This is a genomic window from Bacillus cereus group sp. MYBK222-1 (assembly GCF_051916425.1).
GTDB lineage: Bacteria > Bacillota > Bacilli > Bacillales > Bacillaceae_G > Bacillus_A > Bacillus_A paranthracis.
This window is the reverse complement of the sequence record NZ_JBQAGP010000001.1, coordinates 1,427,297-1,445,101: the sequence shown is the minus strand read 5'-3', so window position 1 is coordinate 1,445,101 and position 17,805 is coordinate 1,427,297. Positions and strand designations below refer to the sequence as shown.

Genomic DNA, 17,805 nt, shown 5'->3' with positions numbered 1-17,805 from the left:
TCATGGCGAATAAAAAGCGACATATGAAAGTGAAGTTATGGGGTGTAAGAACTTTAATCATACTTTTCTTTGCGATTAGTGCGATAACGTTATCACAAGGTGTTGTGTATGTACAAGACATAGTAAAAGGGCTTTTTTCTAGTAAGACGGAGATAATATCAGAAAGAAATTATGATTTTACTAGTGTAGACGCACAGTTTGATGAATCTGAAAGAATTATAGATGAAGAAACAGGAGTTGTAGATACAAGAACGAAAATAGATAGGGAAATTCCACTTTTTGTACGAAAAAATTCATGGACTGATGTGTTTTCTGTTCTTTCAAATTCATGGATTAGTGTCATTTTTTATGTAATTATTGCAGTGGTCATTTTATATGCTGTTTATAAATTAATGAGGAAAAAGGTAACGAAATCAGAAATAGAACAGGATAAACAATCGATAACAAAAGAAAATACGGATAGAACCGAAAAGAACAAGAAAGTGATGCATCAGTTTGAACAGCCATTACCTAAAGATACGATAAGAAAAACGTTAGTTGAATGGGAAAGAACATTACCATTTCATGAACAGAGAAGATCCTATGAAACGATGCAACAGTGGTTAAAAAGAATTAGTAGAACGAGAAATATTACTTCGTTATATGAGTCTGTTCGTTATGGTGAAAAGACGTATACGGAGTTAGATGTGGAAAAAATAATGAAGTGGGTAGAGGGAGATGGGAAGGTGGATATGTAAATATCCACCTTTACTTTTTTGTAGAGAAATTTGATTATCATGAATCATTTTCATATATAAAACTGCCTTCAAATAAGAAAAAGAAATTAACTGTAAATTAACTTTATTTACTTATACTTCATTACATGTTAACCTATACTTAATTTTTATAAATTATAATTAATTTTTAAGTTTTTTAAGGGTGTGAAAATGTAATGAAATCAGTATTAAAAAGCATACTTATTTCCTTTGTTTTTTCTGCAGTAGGTATGTGTTGGTTGCTGTTCTTATTATTCAAAGGGGACGGAGACTGGTTATTGTCTTGGATAGGCGTATTCATGGCATATTTATCTTTATTCACTTTAATAGATTTATATTGTAAACATACATACGATAAAAAAATAAATACATGGCTTATAAAAACAGCGGTGACTAGTTTTAGTTTTGCGGTATTAGGAATCTCATTTTGTATTATACACGAGCTATTAACACCATGGAGTCTCAGTTTAATGGTGTGGTATTGGTTGGTAATGTTAGTGTTATTTTTAACGACCATACTATCATTAGTCAGTCTCGTATTTGTTAATCGTAAAAATCATAATTTCACCGGTGGATATAGAATACTCATACTTCTAAATGTATTACTTACATTAGGACCAGTATTATGGCCACTATTACTTTCTATTATTGGAAATGGAATGAATGCTAGTGCGGGCTGGTAAAAAGGAATTTAGATTAGTTGTGTAAAGAATAGGATGACAAGTTGATATAGAATTTTAAATGTTTATGAGAACATGTTTACATAAAAAATGAAAACATGTTCTCTTTTTATTTGCATGCATAACTCTTCCTCAGTTAACTTTATTTAAATTTAAACGTAAGTATTTCGTAAGGAATGGATAAGAAAAAAGACAGTTTTATCATATAGGATGAAAGTATAGCTTGAATCAATACGATATGAATAGGGGAGAGAAATCCTTATGAAAAAACGTAATTCAATGAAGTTAGCGAGTTTGACAGTTTTATTAGCGGGTACTACTCTATTTACACCTGGTTTTACTGTGAAAGCAGAGTCTACTCAAAGTATTTCTAATTCGTCAAAAGTACATGATCAAAAGAATCGGAATGGCTGGAAACAAGTATTACAGGAAACAATCCAAATTGGAGCACCAGGGGTATTAGCTAAGACGTCTAATAAAGGGAAAATTAGTAGTTATACTGCTGGCGTAGCAGATTTAAGCACAAAGAAACCGGTGAAATCAGATTATCGCTTTCGAATTGGTAGTGTGACGAAAACTTTTACCGCCACGACGGTTCTTCAATTAGTTGGAGAAAATCGCGTACAACTTGACGATTCAATTGAGAAGTGGTTACCGGGTCTCGTTCAAGGAAATGGGTATGATGGCAATCAAATTACGATACGCCAACTTTTGAATCATACAAGTGGTATCGCTGAATACTTAAAGTCAAAAGATGCTGACATAATGAATTCGAAAAAAACGTATACAGCTGAAGAAATAGTGAAAATAGGTCTTTCTCTACCTCCAGATTTCTCGCCGGGCAAAGACTGGTTGTATTCAAACACAGGATATGTAATATTGGGAATGCTAATTGAAAAAATAACTGGTAATAGTTATGCGGAAGAAATTGAAAAGCGAATTATTGAACCTCTGGACTTGCCAAATACGTTTTTACCAGGAAATTCACCCGTCATTCCAGGAAAGAATCATGCTCGTGGATATGTGAAAATGGACGAAACAGGCGAGTTGAAAGACATTACGTATTATAATCCGAGTTTAGCTAATGCAGCTGGAGATATGATTTCTAATGCGGATGATTTAAACAAGTTCTTTTCATCTTTACTCGGTGGTAAGTTACTGAAGGAACACGAGTTAAAAGAAATGCTTACTACAGTTCCTATAGAAGGAAAAGGGGTTGGTGATGGATATGGCCTTGGAATCTATGAGACGAAACTTCCAAATGGTGTCTCAGTTTGGGGGCACGGAGGATCAATTCCTGGGTTTATGACTTTTGCTGGTGGAGTAATTGGAGGCAAGCATACATTTGCTGTCAATGCTAATTCTTTAGGTCCGGTTGAAATCCTTACACAGTTTAATAAAATGATGCAAGTTGAATTTAATAAATAATAGATGAAAAGAGTTCTACTATAGAGGTATATAAGGACTTGTATGTGATTTAATTGTTATTAAAATATACTCTTAAAAAATCCCGAATCATGAGCAATTTACTTCCCATGATGCGGGTTTTTTATGTGCTGTTACAAGAAAAGTAATGATGTATTTAAATTTTTTCATTTTACTATAAATCTATTATATTTATTTGATATTTCTTATTTATAGTGACTTTTACATTTTTAAAATATTGCAACATACAAAGGTAAGTAGTTCTAGATTTTGGGGTTAATAATAAGTGAATTCTGATTTTTGTTGAAAAATATTTAAATGTATTTCCGTAATTTACATAATAAGGTACTTTTATCGTATGAATTAATAACAAATAGAATTAAGTATACAAAAATAGATAATTATGATTTGTGTAAGAATGATTGACTATTATGAAAATAATGATTAATATAAGTTTTATATTTTGGTTCCATTTATATTACAAATTTGTATTTTATTTCAAATTTAATTGTGTCGTAAACTATAATTGAATATATTGTGAAAAAGAATAGGAAGCGGGAACAGCAATAGAAAAGGCTATCTTTTCAAATTTTGTAATGAAATCAAAGGAAGGATAAATATGTATAAACAAGTAGTAGAACTGTTAGAAGAAGCGGCTATATCGTATACACAATATACACATGAGCCAATATTAGATTATGAAACAGATAGAAAAATTAGAGAAAGGTTTAAATTAGAAGGTGTACCCAGTAAAAGTTTATTTTTAAAAGATAAATCAAATAACTATTACATATTTGTAACTGTTGAAGGAGAAAAATTAGATTCAAAACTTATGAAAGATTTGGTTGGAAAAAAGATTTCTATTTGTTCAGCCGAGGAGTTAATAGAAAAAACTTCTTGTGTTCCAGGGTGTGTATCTCCATTTGGCTATTCAGATGAAATCACACTTATTATAGATCGAAAAATTTATAACTATAATAAATTTTTGTTATCTCCCGGTATACCTGAGATAACAATTGAAATACCTACAAAAAGTATAAATAAAATCTTAAATATTGTTGAGAATAATATTTTAATATATGAGAAAAGATCATAAATATATTAGGGGGGATTTTAGTAATGCCAACTACAAAAATGTATTTATACGATCAAAAGAGAATAATTGAAGAACAAAATAAAGGGATTTTAGATGAGTGGAAAACTATATCTTTCAATAATTTTCACGATAGCATTTTAGATCAATCTAAACCATTTCCGTGTTATTTTGCAGTAGATTCTGAGAAACATGGTTGGTCTAGATATATATTTTCTGAATCGGCTTATGATGAAAATGAATTGTTCAAACTAAGAGATGGGATTTATGAATATATTAAAACATATCAACAAATTGCAAAGAGAACTACTTTAGTAATATTTTTTAAACCATCTAATAAACAATTACTGGCTGAAGAATACAAAAAACAATTTTGGAATGTATTACAATTTTTAATGAGAAATGATCCGGAGCCATGGAATGCAGAAATACCAATAGATCCTTATAACGCTAAATGGGAATTTTGTTTTGGTGGTGAACCTATATTTGTCGTTTGTAGGGCTCCAATATATTCTGAGAGAAAAAGTAGATATACAGGAACCGGCCTTGAAATTACGTTACAACCTCGAGGTACTCTAGATGATATTACAGGTGATACAAAACAAGGGAAACAAGTACGGAAAGTGATTAGAAAACGTTTGTTAGCATATGATGATATTCCAATGCATCCAGATATAGGGGATTACGGAATAAAAGAAACCTTTGAATGGAAACAATATATGTTACCAGAAACAAATGAAGAAAGTGTAATGAGATGTCCTATTACGGGGTTGAAGAAAAATGATTAGCATGATATTCAGTTATATATTATTAGGGATTTCATTGTCTGCACCAGTCGGTCCGATTAATGTTGCTCAAATAAATAAAGGAATAAAAAATGGTTTTTTGAGTGCATGGTTAGTAGGAGTTGGAGCAATGTCAGCAGATGTTGTAATGATGTTTTTAATTTACTTTGGTATTTCGACTTATTTAACAACTCCAGTTGCCCAGCTCTGCATTTGGATTTTTGGTTTTGTAACGATGATTTATTTAGGCTATGAAAGCATGAAAGAAGCTACTAAACAAGTTCAATATATTTCATCAGGTGAAAAAGAACATCCTTTAAAATCTTTTCTATCGGGGTTTGCTATCGCAATTTCTAATCCATTAAATATTATTTTTTGGATAGGGATATACGGATCAGTTCTAACTAGTGCTATGAATACTATTGGAAAAGAACAAGCTTTATGGTATAGTGCAGCCATTTTTGCTGGGATTATGCTTTGGGATATATTTATGGCTACATCTATTCATTTTGGTAGAAGATTTATTAATCATACAGTAATGAAATGGATTTCTATAGTAGCAGGAATTGTTTTAATTATGTTTGGAATATATTTTGGCTATGAGGCAGTAAGAGGGGTTGATAGACTATTATGAAATGATTGATAATTAGAGTCGATAGTTATTTTTTAGAACTTTATTCATAGCGAACCTTTTGGTTTTTGAATTTGTTAATTGATAAGTATAGGTTAATTCCTTATAGTAAAAGACTTATAGAATCATTCTATAAGTCTTTTTATTGCTGTATAGAAAAATATATAGGCACATTCTCTTCTCACAAAGAGAAATAAAATTCTTAACAAGAACGATAAAATAAATATATAAGCAGTAAAGCAAATTTCAATAAAAGTAGCTTGTTTGCATTTGAAAAATCTAGAATGTTTTTAATTGCTATGAATTACTTTCACAACTTTTGTGGGCACTCCTGCAACGACAATGTTTGCAGGTGCATCCTTTGTAACAACTGCCCCTGTAGCAATAACTGAATTGTTTCCAAGTGTCACACCAGGAAGTATGGTTGCACTAGACCCGATCCATACATTTTCACCAATTGTAACAGGGGAGGCGTATGTCGTGTTTCTTGTTTCTAAAGTTAGCCCGTGATTAAGTGTGGCAATTGTAGCATTCATACCGATTATACAATTGTCTCCTATTTGAATCCCATCTCTATCTTGAAAAGAACATCCATTGTTAAAAAATACGTTTTTGCCCTTACAAAATATTCATTATTCTTTCAAAGGTTCCAGTAAAACAACTTCACAGAAATGTTCATGTTCAAATGAGGAAGAAGTGAACAATAAAACGATTTATATTCCGAAAATTGTAATTTTTATGATTGTTAAATATAATAGTGATATATATTGAGTGGACTTAAATAGAAAATAGTTTAGTTAATTAATTATTTTTCGTCTTAACTAATATGGCATTGGAGTGAAATACATTGGGACAAAATCAGTTCAGATGGAGTAACGAGCAATTACGAGAACATGTTGAAATAATAGACGGTACAAGAAGTCCTCATAAATTATTAAAGAACGCAACATACTTAAATTCCTATATACGTGAATGGATGGAAGCAAATATTTGGATCTATGATGACAGAATTATATATGTAGGAGAAAAACTACCAGAGCAACTACATGAATGTGAAGTTATTGATTGTGATGGAAAGTATGTCGTTCCTAGTTACATAGAACCGCATGCACATCCATATCAATTATATAATCCAGAGACGTTAGCGAATCATGCGATGCAATTTGGGACAACAACTTTTATTAATGATAATTTAACTCTATTTTTCACATTAAAGCGTGAGGAATCATTTCATTTATTAGATAAATTTAAAAAGCTTCCAGCTAGTATGTATTGGTGGTGCCGTTTTGATGGACAAACTGAATTGCAAAATGGGCAATCTTTATTTAATAGTGAAGAAATAATAGAATGGCTACAGCATGAAGCAGTTCTTCAAGGAGGGGAGCTAACAGCATGGCCAAAATTATTACATGGCGATGATGAAATGCTAACTTGGGTGCAGGAAACAAAGCGATTACAGAAAAAAGTAGAAGGACATTTCCCAGGAGCATCTGAAGCAACGTTAGTAAAATTAAAACTGTTAGGTACAGACTGTGATCATGAAGCAATGACGGGGCAAGAAGTGTTAACTCGTCTTATGCAAGGTTACACTGTTTCTCTTCGAAACTCTTCCATCCGACCAGATTTAGAAGTTTTATTAAAAGAACTACTGGAATTAGGTGTGAAGCAATTTGATAGATTCTTTTTCACAACAGATGGTTCTCATCCGTCCTTTTATGAAAACGGAATGACGAATGTAATGATTACTACTGCTATAAAGCAAGGTGTTCCAGTAATAGATGCATATCATATGGCAAGTTATAATATTGCTCGTTATTATAATATGGAGCATATACATGGTTCGATTGGGACAGGGAGAATTGCAAATATCAATATTTTAGAAAGTAAAGAAAACCCAGTACCAGCGAGCGTTATTGCAAAGGGGAAATGGGTGAAGCGTGACGGTGTAAATACGCATGAAGCATTACATATAGACTGGGGTAAATGTAAAGTAACTCCATTATCATTAGATTGGTCCATAGAAAAAGAGGATATGATTTTCTCTAATAAAACGGGTATACACTTATTAAATAACGTTATTACAAAACCATATACTAGTAAAATCAACATAGAATGTAATGAATTGTCCACAGATCATGATGAATGTTTCCTTATGATGATTGCTCGTGATGGCAGTTGGCGAGTGAATACAGTTGTGAAAGGTTTTGCGAAAGAACTAGGTGGGCTTGCTAGCTCTTATTCTGGTACAGGTGACATCATTCTTATCGGAAAAAGAAAAGAAGATATGCTTATAGCTTTTCATAGAGTAAAAGAGCTTGGCGGGGGAATGGTAATAGCTGAGAAGAATGAAGTATTACATGAAATCGCATTACCATTGCTCGGAATTATGTCTAATTTAAAAATGAGTGAATTAATACAGGAAGAGAAACAGATGGTGAAATTACTACAAGAGCGTGGCTACGCGTATGATGATCCAGCATTTACAATTTTATTCTTTTCTGCGACGCACTTGCCTTTTATACGGGTAACGCCTATAGGGCTATATGATGTGAAAAGTGGAAAGGTAGTTGCTTCGCCGGTGAATTTGATAAAGTAATATTAGAAAGAACTCCTCCGCTACAGTAGTTATGTAAAGTGGGGGAGTTTTATATTTTAGATGTATTGTTATAAATAGGGTTACATATAAATAATCTCAAAAATAACCTTAAACGAGAACAAATAGATAAATTAGGAAAATATATTTTTAAAACATACTTGACGCATAGGAATTAATGGATTAATATGTGGATATTACTTATTTTACCACTCATTATTTTAATGCTAAAACAAATTGAATAGCTGATTGGATAACCAAAGGCACGTATACATTTCATAATTTTGAAATGTGTTCGTGCCTTTTTGTATTATTCATAGAGCAAGGAGCGGAGGAGATATGAATAAAACGATGCCAACATTAATCGAAGAAACAGATTGGTTGTTTCGTAAAATGGTCCGTAAGTTTGTAAAGGAACGTGACAAAATTAAGATTGAAGGTATTATGTTGCCGGGCATCTTAATATTAAACAAAATTATTCGAGATGGTGAGCAGCGTCTAACTGATTTAGCAGAAGAACTGGATTTTACATCAGGAGCGATTACGGCATTATGCGATAAGTTAGAAGAAAGAGGCTTGGCTATTCGGAAACGTCATCAGGAAGATAGACGAATCACTTTACTTGATATTACTGAAGATGGCCTGAAATTTATAAAGCGAAATAATAAAATAAGAACAAGTTTTATGTCTGTTTTATTCGATGGATTTTCAACAGAAGAATTACAAGTGCAGACCGAAGTTTTTAAACGCTTAGCCCATAATTTAGAACACCTTTCGGATACAATTATGAAACTAAGCAATGAGAATACAGAGGAATAACAAAGAATACTATTACTCTAGTTATTTGGGTCTGAAAATTCAAACTGTTAAAAGGTGACTTATTAATAATATGAATAGGAGTGGAAAGAATGGGACATCCAACAATTTATCCAACAGGGGCAACAGTATATAATCCCGGGAAAGCTTGGAGTGGTTATACAATTTATCAAGCTGCAGATCATGGTGCGTTATTAATTGATATGAATGGAAAGGAAGTACACTTATGGAAAGGACTGCGTGGATTTCCAAATAAGTTATTACCAGGCGGATATGTTTTTGGTCATACAGCACAAAGAGATCCTGAGTACGGTTTTCAAGATGAAGTAGATTTAGTTCAAGTAGATTGGGAAGGAAACATAGTCTGGAGATTTAACCGTCTGGAACACATTGAAGACCCAGGCCATGATCCGCAGTGGATGGCTAGAGCTCATCATGATTATCAGCGTGAGGGAAATCCCGTGGGTTACTATGCACCAGAATTAGAACCGAAAACAGATGGTGGAAATACGTTAATTTTAGCACACAAAAATGTACATAATCCGAATATATCCGATAAGCCGTTATTAGATGATGTCATTATTGAGGTAGATTGGGAAGGGAATATTATATGGGAGTGGGCTGTCAGTGATCATTTTGAAGAACTTGGATTTGATGAAAGTGCTAAAAATGTACTATTCTGTAATCCTAATATTAGATCCTTTGGTGGTAATTCGGATGGAGATTGGATGCATATAAATTCTATGTCTACAATTGGTCCGAATAAGTTTTATGACCAAGGAGATGAACGTTTTCATCCTGAAAATATTATTTGGGATGCTAGGGAGTCAAATATAATTGCCATTATTGACAAGAAGACAGGAAATATAGTTTGGAAACTCGGTCCTGATTATTCTAGCCCAGATGTTAAGCATTTAGGATGGATCATTGGACAACATCATGCACATATCATTCCGAAAGGATTGCCTGGAGAAGGGAATTTACTTGTATTTGATAATGGTGGTTGGGCAGGATACGGTCTTCCAAACCCTGCATCTCCATACGGTTCCAAAAATGCTGTTCGTGATCACTCGAGGATTCTAGAAATTAATCCAGTAACTTTAGAAATTGAGTGGCAATATACGCCAACTGAAGCTGGATATCAAGCTCCTTTAGATTCGTATCGATTTTACAGTCCATATATTAGTTCTGCCCAAAGGCTACCAAACGGAAATACATTGATTACAGAAGGAGCAGATGGTCGGATTTTTGAAGTTACTCGTGAGCATGAGCTTGTATGGGAATATATTTCACCTTATAAAAATAACAGAAACTCCAATATGGTTTACCGTGCGTATCGTGTACCGTATGAGTGGGTACCTCAACTAGAAAAACCAGAGGAGAAAGAAATTACTCCTCTTGATATAGCAGCATTTAGAGTCCCGAATGCTGCAGAAGCTGGTACGGAATCTGTTGTGACAGTCGAAGGAACAATATCTTACGGCACCGGAGATTTCTGTGTAGCGACATTGGAAGAAATAAATAAAATACGAGATTAACGTTAGTAATTTAAAGTGTGGGGAGAGTCATTTCCCCCACTTATTAAAATGAACTTGATAGGTTTGTTATATGACAAAACGTTTCCATTTCTTTATTTGTAATAATTTAACGTAATATTTCGGTTAAACAAATCTTACTTCAAGCTTGAACAAATTGTTATGGAGGAATGATAAATGGTGAAACTAAAGCCTTTATTTTTAAGTTTATCAATGGTTACTAGTTTAGCTGTAGCAGGATGCTCAAACTTTTCAAAAGAAAGTGCGGGAACGACAAAAAGTAATGGGAAAGAAACGGCCGCGGTGAAAATGGCTATAGATACAGCTGCTGGCGGATCTTTTCAGTTTAGAGCTGCCGAGAAACAAGGCTATTTTGAGAAAAATAGTATTAAAGCTCAACTATCGAATTTTGCTTATGGAATTGATACAGTTAATGCGGTATTAACGGAACAAGCTGATACAGGTCTTGCTGCTGATTATGCGCTTTTAAATTCGTTAGGAAAAGGAGATATGGTCGTAATTTCAACACTTACGCGAGGAAATGAAAAATCATCAAAAGACAATGAGCTTCTAGTTAGAGAGGGGATTAAAACAGAAAATGATTTAAAAGGTAAAAAGTTAGGCGTATCTAAAGGGACTGTAACGGAGTATGTTTGGGCGAAATATTTGGCAGCGAAACATATTAATGAAAAGGATATTACCTTCGTTCCATATAGTACACCAGACGAAGCTATTGTAGGAATGAAAAATGGTGATATAGATGCTGTTTGGAGTTCTGGTGCATTAAAGGATAAATTTAAAAATATAAAAGGTGTAACAAAATTAGGTGATTTAGAAAGTGCAGGCGTTACAATTGACAGCTATTTACTAGCAAAAAGATCATTCGTCGAGAAGAATCCAAAAGCTGTTGAAAACACACTTAAGGCTTTATCTGAAGGTATTAAATATGTAGATAACAATAAAAAAGAAACCGCTAAGCTTGCTTTTGAGCAATTGAAACTACCAGAGAAAGATGCGTTAAAAGATATTGAAAGACAAAACTATGTTCTTGGATTTACAGAGGAGGACGCAAAACATTTAGAAGATATGAAAGTATGGTTAGAAGAGAAAGGGAAACTGAAAGATAAATATGAATTGAAAGATAAAATTAATCTTGAAGCACTTAAAAAAGCTTTCCCTGAATCTGTTACTTATAAATAGAATAGGAGTGAAGTATGGTGAGTACAGTAAGTGAAAAAGAAGTATTGAAACCTCCTGTGGCCATTTCTATTTCTGGGTTATCTAAATCATTTAATAACGAACAATTTGTTTTAGAAGATGTAAATTTAACAATTGGGAATGGTGAATTTTTTATATTACTTGGCCCAAGCGGATGTGGAAAATCTACGTTATTAAGTATGGTTGCTGGATTTGTTGAAAAGACATCAGGGAAACTAATAGTCAATAATGAAGAGGTAATTAAGCCTGATAGAAATCGTGGCGTCGTATTTCAACAAGCAGACGCAGCGCTTTTTCCGTGGCTAACAATTAAAGAAAATATTGAATTTGGTTTAAAAATGAAAAAAATGATAAAGCAGACCCGAAATGATATATCCTCTCACTATATAAAACTTGTTGGACTAGATGGGCATGAAGGAAAATATCCAAGAGAACTTTCTGGAGGAATGAAACAAAGAGTTCAATTAGCACGTGTGTTAGCCAATGACTCGCAATTTTTATTAATGGATGAACCATTTGGAGCACTCGATGCAATGACTAGAAGAACAATGCAAATAGAGTTAATTCGAATTTGGAAAGAAACAAACAAAACGATTATTTTTGTCACTCATGATATTCAAGAAGCTCTATTACTTGGGCAAAGAATAGGGGTAATGTCTAAAGGACCTTCTTCAAAAATTGAAAAGATTTACGATATTCCACTACCGTATCCGAGAACATTTACAGATAAAGAATTTAATTACTATTATCAAATGATTCAATCACACTTTGATTGAAAGGAGGTCCAAATATGAGCGTGTTGAAAGATGAGATTGCAAGAAAAGAGACTATTTATGAAACAAATAATTTCAAGATTGGTTTACAAAAGAAGCTATTACAAAGTGGAATTATCGCTTGGATACTTATCCTTACGATATGGAGTGTTGTAGCGAAATTTTCTGATCCGCAATTTTTGCCAAGTCCGATAGCAGTTTTGTATGGAGCAATTGAACTGAGTCAAAATGGTTCCTTATTTATATATATAGGAGTTAGTTTTTTAAGAGTAATAGCTGGATGGATTTTAGGGAATCTTGTAGCCATTCCGGTGGGATTATTAATTGGCCGAATCCCATGGTTAAGAGCGCTATTTGATCCAGTTATCAATTTTATTCGCTTTATTCCACCTCTTGCCTTTATAACATTATTTATGCTTTGGTTTGGTATTGGAGAGCAATCTAAAATTTTTCTCATTATGTATGCAACTTTCTTTATTGTGACGATTAACACAATTACCGGTGTGCAAGCTGTTGAAGAAGATAAAATTCGCTCAGCGAGAAGTATGGGAGCATCAGAATGGCAAATTATGTTCCATGTCATCATACCAGCAGCACTTCCTTATATTTATACGGGTGCAAAGCTTGCAATGGGATCCTCATTTATGGCTATTGTTGGAGCTGAAATGGTTGCAGCTAATGAAGGAATTGGTTATATGATTTGGAATGCAAGGTTATATTTCAAAACAGATTGGATTTTTGTCGGTCTTGTTATTCTTGGATTGATGGGCTTCTTGATGGATCGGATATTTAATAAATTCGGAAGTGTAGTTCTGAAAAGATATAATGTGGTGAAAAAATAAAAAAGAGCCATTTAGCTGACTAAAAAAGGTTAGATAAATGGCTCTTTTTTATGAAAAAAGTCGATGCGTTCTTACTTCTTATTATTTTTCTATCTTGGTTTCAATCCTCTTCACCAAATCAGCTGACACGCTATGAAAATACTCTAACACTATCTTTCTAATATCATCAGATATAACTTTCAAATCACCAGCTAAGTTTTCTGCAAGATGTTCTTTTTCTATCGGTTTTAACTTCGTATAAAATTCACCAGCCTGCGTAAAGTCATCTTGTTTCGTTATTGAAGTTCTTTCAATTTTACCTTCAACGTATCTTCCGTCACCGCTCGTTATTTGATTAGCAGGTGTCCAATTTTGCTGTTGGTTAATCGTTAATTTCCGAAATTCGGGACCAATTCTTCTTCTTTGAGAATCACTATAAATGTTAGCTCGCCCTTGCAACATTTTATCATCTGATAATTCAGCACCGTCAAGTAAATTAGAAGGGGAGAAAGCGACTTTTTCTACTTGTTCCATATAATTTTCAGGGTTTTTATTTAATACCATTTTGCCGACTGGTATAAGAGGATACGCTTTTTCATCCCATATCTTTGTATCATCTAAAGGATCGTAAGAAAGATGCGCTTCATCTTTCGGGTCCATGAGCTGGACATATAAACCATATTCCACTGGTTTACCGTTTGCAATTGCATCATATAAATCTTTGCCGCTATAATCAGGGTTTTCGGCAGCCAGTTTATTTGCTTCCTCGCTAGTAATGAATTGTACACCTTCAAATGGGTACCAATGATACTTTACATACTTTCGATTGCCTTCTGCATTTCTCCAAACATATGTATTTACACTATGTCCTGGGATGTGGCGAAGGCTTTTGGCCGTACCATTATCAGAGTACAAACGGACAACGAAATGTATGGATTCAGGTGCTCTAGCGACAAAGCTCCAAAATCTATTAGGGTCTAATAAGTTATTTTTAGGTGAAGGTGACAACGCTTGAATGGTTTCAGGGAAACGCATCGGATCGCGTACAGAAAAGACAGGAATGTGATTACATAATAGATCGAAAATACCTTCTTTTGTATAAAATTTTGTAGAAAAACCGCGTACATTTCTAGAAGTATCAGGTGTTCCTTTCGTGCTAACAGCTAATGAAAATCGCACCATAACGGGAACTTTCTCATTAGCATTTTGTAGGAAATTTAGTTTAGTATGTTCGGGCATTGGATAGATTGTTTGAAAATAACCGAACGCACCAAATCCTTTTACATGAACAGGTCTTTCTAAAATTTTTTCGTGAATAAATTGTTGTAACGCCTCGTGAAGCACACTATCTTGCTCTAGAACAGGTCCACGTGAACCAACTGTTTGAGAGTGAAGGATTGCTTGTTCATTACGTTCTCCATTATCATTAAAGTCTTTCTTTAGTAAAGATTGTCTCTGTTTATCATAGTGTTCATTCATCAATATAGCCTCCAAATCTTTTTCGTCCATTTTTACTAAATATGATTTTATAGCCTTGATTATGTATAACACGCTAAGTTCAAACTAGTTACAGACCGCTAGATGAGAAAAACGCGTATGTAGTGGACCTGTTGAAATAGAAGAAATTATGGAAAAATGAATATCGGGAAGAACATTACTATTAAAATTTCAATCTTAAAAATGAATTTATACATGACTTTATAGAAAATGAACATAAATAAAACAGGGAAAATAACTAGGAGGAATGTAACATGTCGGATTGGTTTCAATTAGATAAAGAGTATATGATGTCAACGTACTGTCGTACAAAGCTTGCGATAGAAAGAGGAGCAGGGTGTAAACTGTATGATGTGGATGGTAAAGAGTATATAGACTTATTTTCTGGTGTCGGAGTAAATGTATTAGGATACAATCACCCGAAAATCGTACAAACAACAATGGATCAAGTTACGAAGTCGTTGCATTTACCGTTTCATTTTTTAAATCCAGTTGCGATTGAATATGCAAAGAAATTAGTTGATTGCTCTTTAAAAAACGGAAAGGTCTTTTTTACAAACTCAGGTACGGAAGCGACAGAAACGACGTTGAAATTAATTGATAAATATAGAGCTATTATGCATGAAGAACGTGAAGGAATTGTAGTGTTGAAGAATAGTTTCCACGGGCGTACGTTGGGGGCACTTCATTTTACAAGACAAGAAAGTGTATATCAAAATTTCCCGAAAACATCGATCCCAGTATATGAAGTTGAGCGCGAGAATATAGAGCAATTAGAAGAGACAATAATTCATGAAAATCCAATTGCAATTATGTTAGAACCTGTATTAGGAAGCGGGGGAATTTATCCATTATCGGGTGAATATTTACATGGTGTTCAAAATTTATGTGAGAAATATAATGTACTACTTATCGTTGATGAAGTTCAAAGTGGTATGGGGAGAACGGGAAAACTATTTGCTTATCAAAATTTCAATATTACACCACATATTATTCAAATTGGTAAAGGAGCAGGAGGTGGGATACCACTTGGCGGAATTATTGTAGGTGAAAAGTTATGTGATGTATTTGCGCCAGGAGATCACGGCACCACATTTGCTCATTCATCAATAGGAACGGCTTTAGGTTTAACTGTATTAAATACATTACTTGACGATGGTTTAATGCAAGAAGCATATGAAACGTCACTATATTTGAATGACAAACTGCAAGACATTCAGAAAGAAAATTCTTATTATATTCAGGAAGTGCGTCATGCGGGGATGATGTTTGGGATAAGTGTGAATGACACGAATGAAAATGTGAAGAAATTACAGATTGAGTTAATGAATAAAGGAATGTTGGTCGATGTAACACAAGGGAATATTATTCGATTACTTCCGCCGTATATTATTACGAAAGAGGAAATTGACGCATTCATTTATGAGTTTATTTCTTGTGTTCATAACATAGCTGCTACAGCAAGTATTTAAAAAAATATAAAAAAATATAAAAAGCTGAAGAAGTCGCTATTTTAGCGGCTTCTTCAGCTTTTTAAAATAGTAAATTACTTAACCTAGAGAGCATCTCATTGGACAAATAATTAATTATGTGAAACAATAATAACAGATAAGGAGACGTTAATTTTCCTTAAGTGCTTCGAATTAATTTTATTCAATAAGAGAAGGTGTGCTTAAAGAAGTTAAATTAAATAAGGAGCTGTTTTATTATATGCAACAAAATAATGATTTGAATTTTGAACCTCAAGACGTTAATATTGTCAATCCTAAACAAGCCAGGAAAGCAGTAGTTGCTACTGGTATAGGGAACGCAATGGAGTGGTTTGACTTCGGATTATACGCGTATTTAGCGGTAATTTTAAGTCAATTATTCTTCTCAGGTGTTGATAATAGTGGATTGCAACTTGTACTTACATTCGGTACATTTGCAGCGGCCTTCCTCGTTCGACCAATCGGAGGTGTATTCTTTGGTAGAATAGGAGATAAGTACGGCCGAAAAATCGTGTTAAGTACTACTATTATTTTAATGGCACTTTCTACATTATTCATCGCATTACTACCAACCTATGAACAAATTGGTGTATGGGCACCAATACTACTTTTAGTTGCCCGAATGATTCAAGGCTTCTCTACAGGCGGCGAATATTCAGGAGCAATGGTTTATATCGCAGAATCTTCTCCAGATAAAAAGCGTGGTATACTCGGTAGTGGTCTTGAAATTGGAACACTCTCAGGTTACATTGCTGCATCGGTAATTGTTACCATTTTGACGTTATTGTTAACAGATGAACAAATGCTCAGCTGGGGCTGGCGTATTCCTTTCTTAATAGCTGCACCAATTGGTTTGGTCGGTTTATACTTACGCCGTCATTTAGATGAATCTCCCATCTTTGAAGAGATGGAAAAAGCACAAGAGGAATCTGAAGACAATGAACAATTTTCATTTATGGATATTATGAAATATCACAAAAAAGACTTCTTATTAAGCACAGTAATTGTCGCCTTCTTTAATATTACAAATTATATGATTCTTTCGTATATTCCTTCTTATCTAACTCAAGTACTTAAAGTCGAAGAAACAACAGGCTTACTAATTATTTCTATTACGATGGCACTTATGATTCCACTAGCACTATATTTCGGTAAATTAAGTGATAAAATTGGTAATAAACGCGTCGTGCAAATTGGTTTACTTGGTTTAACTGTATTTGCAATTCCAGCATTTTTACTAATAGGTAACGGGCATATTGCAGCTATATTTGCAGGTATTTTCGTATTAGGTTTCTTCCTAAGTGTATATGAAGGAACATTACCTTCATTATTACCATCACTCTTTTTCACTGATGTACGTTATCGAGCACTTTCAATCTCATTTAATATTTCTGTATCGATATTTGGTGGTACAACACCACTTGTATGTTCATACTTAGTTCATGCAACCGGTAACCCGCTTGCACCGGCATTTTATTTAACAGGTGTAAGTATTATTGGATTAGTTGTATTTAGTGTACTATTCGTTACAACATCAGGACGTGCGCTAAAAGGTTCATATCCTACAGTAGAATCGAAAAAAGAAGCACACCAAATTGCTAAAGAAGATCCTGAAGAAACACTTTGGTGGCATGAAGAGTCATTAGAGATTGAAGCAGGGAAAAACGCCTCAATTTAAAAAGTAACGTAGAAG

16 protein-coding genes are annotated in these 17,805 nt (G+C 33.7%); 14 read left to right on the top strand and 2 right to left on the bottom strand.

Annotated elements, in window-relative coordinates; genetic code table 11:
* Positions 1 to 2 precede the first annotated feature (2 nt).
* The 6 genes from ACTFR9_RS07470 to ACTFR9_RS07445 all read left to right on the top strand — a co-directional run bounded on the left by ACTFR9_RS07470 (position 3) and on the right by ACTFR9_RS07445 (position 5,372).
* The gene (locus ACTFR9_RS07470) at positions 3 to 737 is read left to right on the top strand and encodes a hypothetical protein (protein ID WP_001284544.1); all 735 of its coding nucleotides are present in this window, start codon (positions 3 to 5) and stop codon (positions 735 to 737) included.
* A gap of 194 nt (positions 738 to 931) precedes the next feature.
* Complete coding sequence (locus tag ACTFR9_RS07465) at positions 932 to 1,438, top strand: DUF3902 family protein (RefSeq protein WP_098487289.1); 507 nt, start codon at positions 932 to 934, stop codon at positions 1,436 to 1,438.
* Between the two features lie 258 nt (positions 1,439 to 1,696).
* On the top strand, positions 1,697 to 2,863 hold the full coding sequence (locus ACTFR9_RS07460) for a serine hydrolase domain-containing protein (RefSeq protein ID WP_000747151.1): 1,167 nt from the start codon (positions 1,697 to 1,699) through the stop codon (positions 2,861 to 2,863).
* A 616-nt stretch (positions 2,864 to 3,479) separates the two neighbouring features.
* Entirely contained in the window at positions 3,480 to 3,956 is a 477-nt protein-coding gene (locus ACTFR9_RS07455) for a YbaK/EbsC family protein (protein ID WP_000278064.1), read from the top strand.
* 23 nt (positions 3,957 to 3,979) lie between these two features.
* Positions 3,980 to 4,741, top strand: a complete 762-nt coding sequence (locus ACTFR9_RS07450) for a YqcI/YcgG family protein (protein ID WP_001143350.1) — start codon at positions 3,980 to 3,982, stop codon at positions 4,739 to 4,741.
* A complete protein-coding gene (locus ACTFR9_RS07445) occupies positions 4,734 to 5,372 on the top strand; it encodes a LysE family translocator (RefSeq protein WP_000624906.1) in 639 nt (212 codons plus the stop codon). Before ACTFR9_RS07450 ends, ACTFR9_RS07445 begins: the two co-directional genes overlap by 8 nt.
* A 287-nt stretch (positions 5,373 to 5,659) precedes the next feature.
* Here ACTFR9_RS07445 and ACTFR9_RS07440 read toward each other — a convergent pair whose 3' ends face one another.
* The gene (locus ACTFR9_RS07440) at positions 5,660 to 5,998 is read right to left on the bottom strand and encodes a DapH/DapD/GlmU-related protein (RefSeq protein WP_113732942.1); all 339 of its coding nucleotides are present in this window, start codon (positions 5,996 to 5,998) and stop codon (positions 5,660 to 5,662) included.
* A 218-nt stretch (positions 5,999 to 6,216) separates the two neighbouring features.
* Between ACTFR9_RS07440 and ACTFR9_RS07435 the strand changes: the two genes are divergently transcribed.
* From ACTFR9_RS07435 to ACTFR9_RS07410, 6 genes are all read left to right on the top strand, one after another.
* A complete protein-coding gene (locus tag ACTFR9_RS07435) occupies positions 6,217 to 7,965 on the top strand; it encodes an adenine deaminase C-terminal domain-containing protein (RefSeq protein WP_000531397.1) in 1,749 nt (582 codons plus the stop codon).
* A gap of 336 nt (positions 7,966 to 8,301) precedes the next feature.
* On the top strand, positions 8,302 to 8,781 hold the full coding sequence (locus tag ACTFR9_RS07430; protein ID WP_001044428.1) for a MarR family winged helix-turn-helix transcriptional regulator: 480 nt from the start codon (positions 8,302 to 8,304) through the stop codon (positions 8,779 to 8,781).
* A gap of 89 nt (positions 8,782 to 8,870) precedes the next feature.
* On the top strand, positions 8,871 to 10,316 hold the full coding sequence (locus ACTFR9_RS07425; protein ID WP_046199287.1) for an aryl-sulfate sulfotransferase: 1,446 nt from the start codon (positions 8,871 to 8,873) through the stop codon (positions 10,314 to 10,316).
* 174 nt (positions 10,317 to 10,490) lie between these two features.
* Positions 10,491 to 11,513 (top strand): ABC transporter substrate-binding protein, encoded by a 1,023-nt coding sequence (locus ACTFR9_RS07420; protein WP_000239838.1) that lies wholly within the window; start codon positions 10,491 to 10,493, stop codon positions 11,511 to 11,513.
* 14 nt (positions 11,514 to 11,527) lie between these two features.
* On the top strand, positions 11,528 to 12,307 hold the full coding sequence (locus ACTFR9_RS07415) for an ABC transporter ATP-binding protein (RefSeq protein ID WP_000255347.1): 780 nt from the start codon (positions 11,528 to 11,530) through the stop codon (positions 12,305 to 12,307).
* Between the two features lie 14 nt (positions 12,308 to 12,321).
* On the top strand, positions 12,322 to 13,146 hold the full coding sequence (locus ACTFR9_RS07410) for an ABC transporter permease (RefSeq protein ID WP_000114663.1): 825 nt from the start codon (positions 12,322 to 12,324) through the stop codon (positions 13,144 to 13,146).
* An 81-nt stretch (positions 13,147 to 13,227) separates the two neighbouring features.
* Here ACTFR9_RS07410 and ACTFR9_RS07405 read toward each other — a convergent pair whose 3' ends face one another.
* Positions 13,228 to 14,604 (bottom strand): catalase, encoded by a 1,377-nt coding sequence (locus tag ACTFR9_RS07405; protein ID WP_229136680.1) that lies wholly within the window; start codon positions 14,602 to 14,604, stop codon positions 13,228 to 13,230.
* 272 nt (positions 14,605 to 14,876) lie between these two features.
* Between ACTFR9_RS07405 and ACTFR9_RS07400 the strand changes: the two genes are divergently transcribed.
* Together ACTFR9_RS07400 and ACTFR9_RS07395 are read left to right on the top strand one after the other, a co-directional pair.
* Entirely contained in the window at positions 14,877 to 16,094 is a 1,218-nt protein-coding gene (locus ACTFR9_RS07400) for an aspartate aminotransferase family protein (protein ID WP_001286490.1), read from the top strand.
* A gap of 238 nt (positions 16,095 to 16,332) precedes the next feature.
* Positions 16,333 to 17,790, top strand: a complete 1,458-nt coding sequence (locus tag ACTFR9_RS07395) for an MFS transporter (RefSeq protein ID WP_001186942.1) — start codon at positions 16,333 to 16,335, stop codon at positions 17,788 to 17,790.
* Positions 17,791 to 17,805: the final 15 nt, after the last annotated feature.

Coding starts and splice junctions, on each gene's coding strand:
- ACTFR9_RS07470 (WP_001284544.1), top strand. CDS start 3: ATGGCGAATAAAAAGCGACATATGAAAGTGAAGTTATGGGGTGTAAGA.
- ACTFR9_RS07465 (WP_098487289.1), top strand. CDS start 932: ATGAAATCAGTATTAAAAAGCATACTTATTTCCTTTGTTTTTTCTGCA.
- ACTFR9_RS07460 (WP_000747151.1), top strand. CDS start 1,697: ATGAAAAAACGTAATTCAATGAAGTTAGCGAGTTTGACAGTTTTATTA.
- ACTFR9_RS07455 (WP_000278064.1), top strand. CDS start 3,480: ATGTATAAACAAGTAGTAGAACTGTTAGAAGAAGCGGCTATATCGTAT.
- ACTFR9_RS07450 (WP_001143350.1), top strand. CDS start 3,980: ATGCCAACTACAAAAATGTATTTATACGATCAAAAGAGAATAATTGAA.
- ACTFR9_RS07445 (WP_000624906.1), top strand. CDS start 4,734: ATGATTAGCATGATATTCAGTTATATATTATTAGGGATTTCATTGTCT.
- ACTFR9_RS07430 (WP_001044428.1), top strand. CDS start 8,302: ATGAATAAAACGATGCCAACATTAATCGAAGAAACAGATTGGTTGTTT.
- ACTFR9_RS07425 (WP_046199287.1), top strand. CDS start 8,871: ATGGGACATCCAACAATTTATCCAACAGGGGCAACAGTATATAATCCC.
- ACTFR9_RS07420 (WP_000239838.1), top strand. CDS start 10,491: ATGGTGAAACTAAAGCCTTTATTTTTAAGTTTATCAATGGTTACTAGT.
- ACTFR9_RS07415 (WP_000255347.1), top strand. CDS start 11,528: ATGGTGAGTACAGTAAGTGAAAAAGAAGTATTGAAACCTCCTGTGGCC.
- ACTFR9_RS07410 (WP_000114663.1), top strand. CDS start 12,322: ATGAGCGTGTTGAAAGATGAGATTGCAAGAAAAGAGACTATTTATGAA.
- ACTFR9_RS07405 (WP_229136680.1), bottom strand. CDS start 14,604: ATGAATGAACACTATGATAAACAGAGACAATCTTTACTAAAGAAAGAC.
- ACTFR9_RS07400 (WP_001286490.1), top strand. CDS start 14,877: ATGTCGGATTGGTTTCAATTAGATAAAGAGTATATGATGTCAACGTAC.
- ACTFR9_RS07395 (WP_001186942.1), top strand. CDS start 16,333: ATGCAACAAAATAATGATTTGAATTTTGAACCTCAAGACGTTAATATT.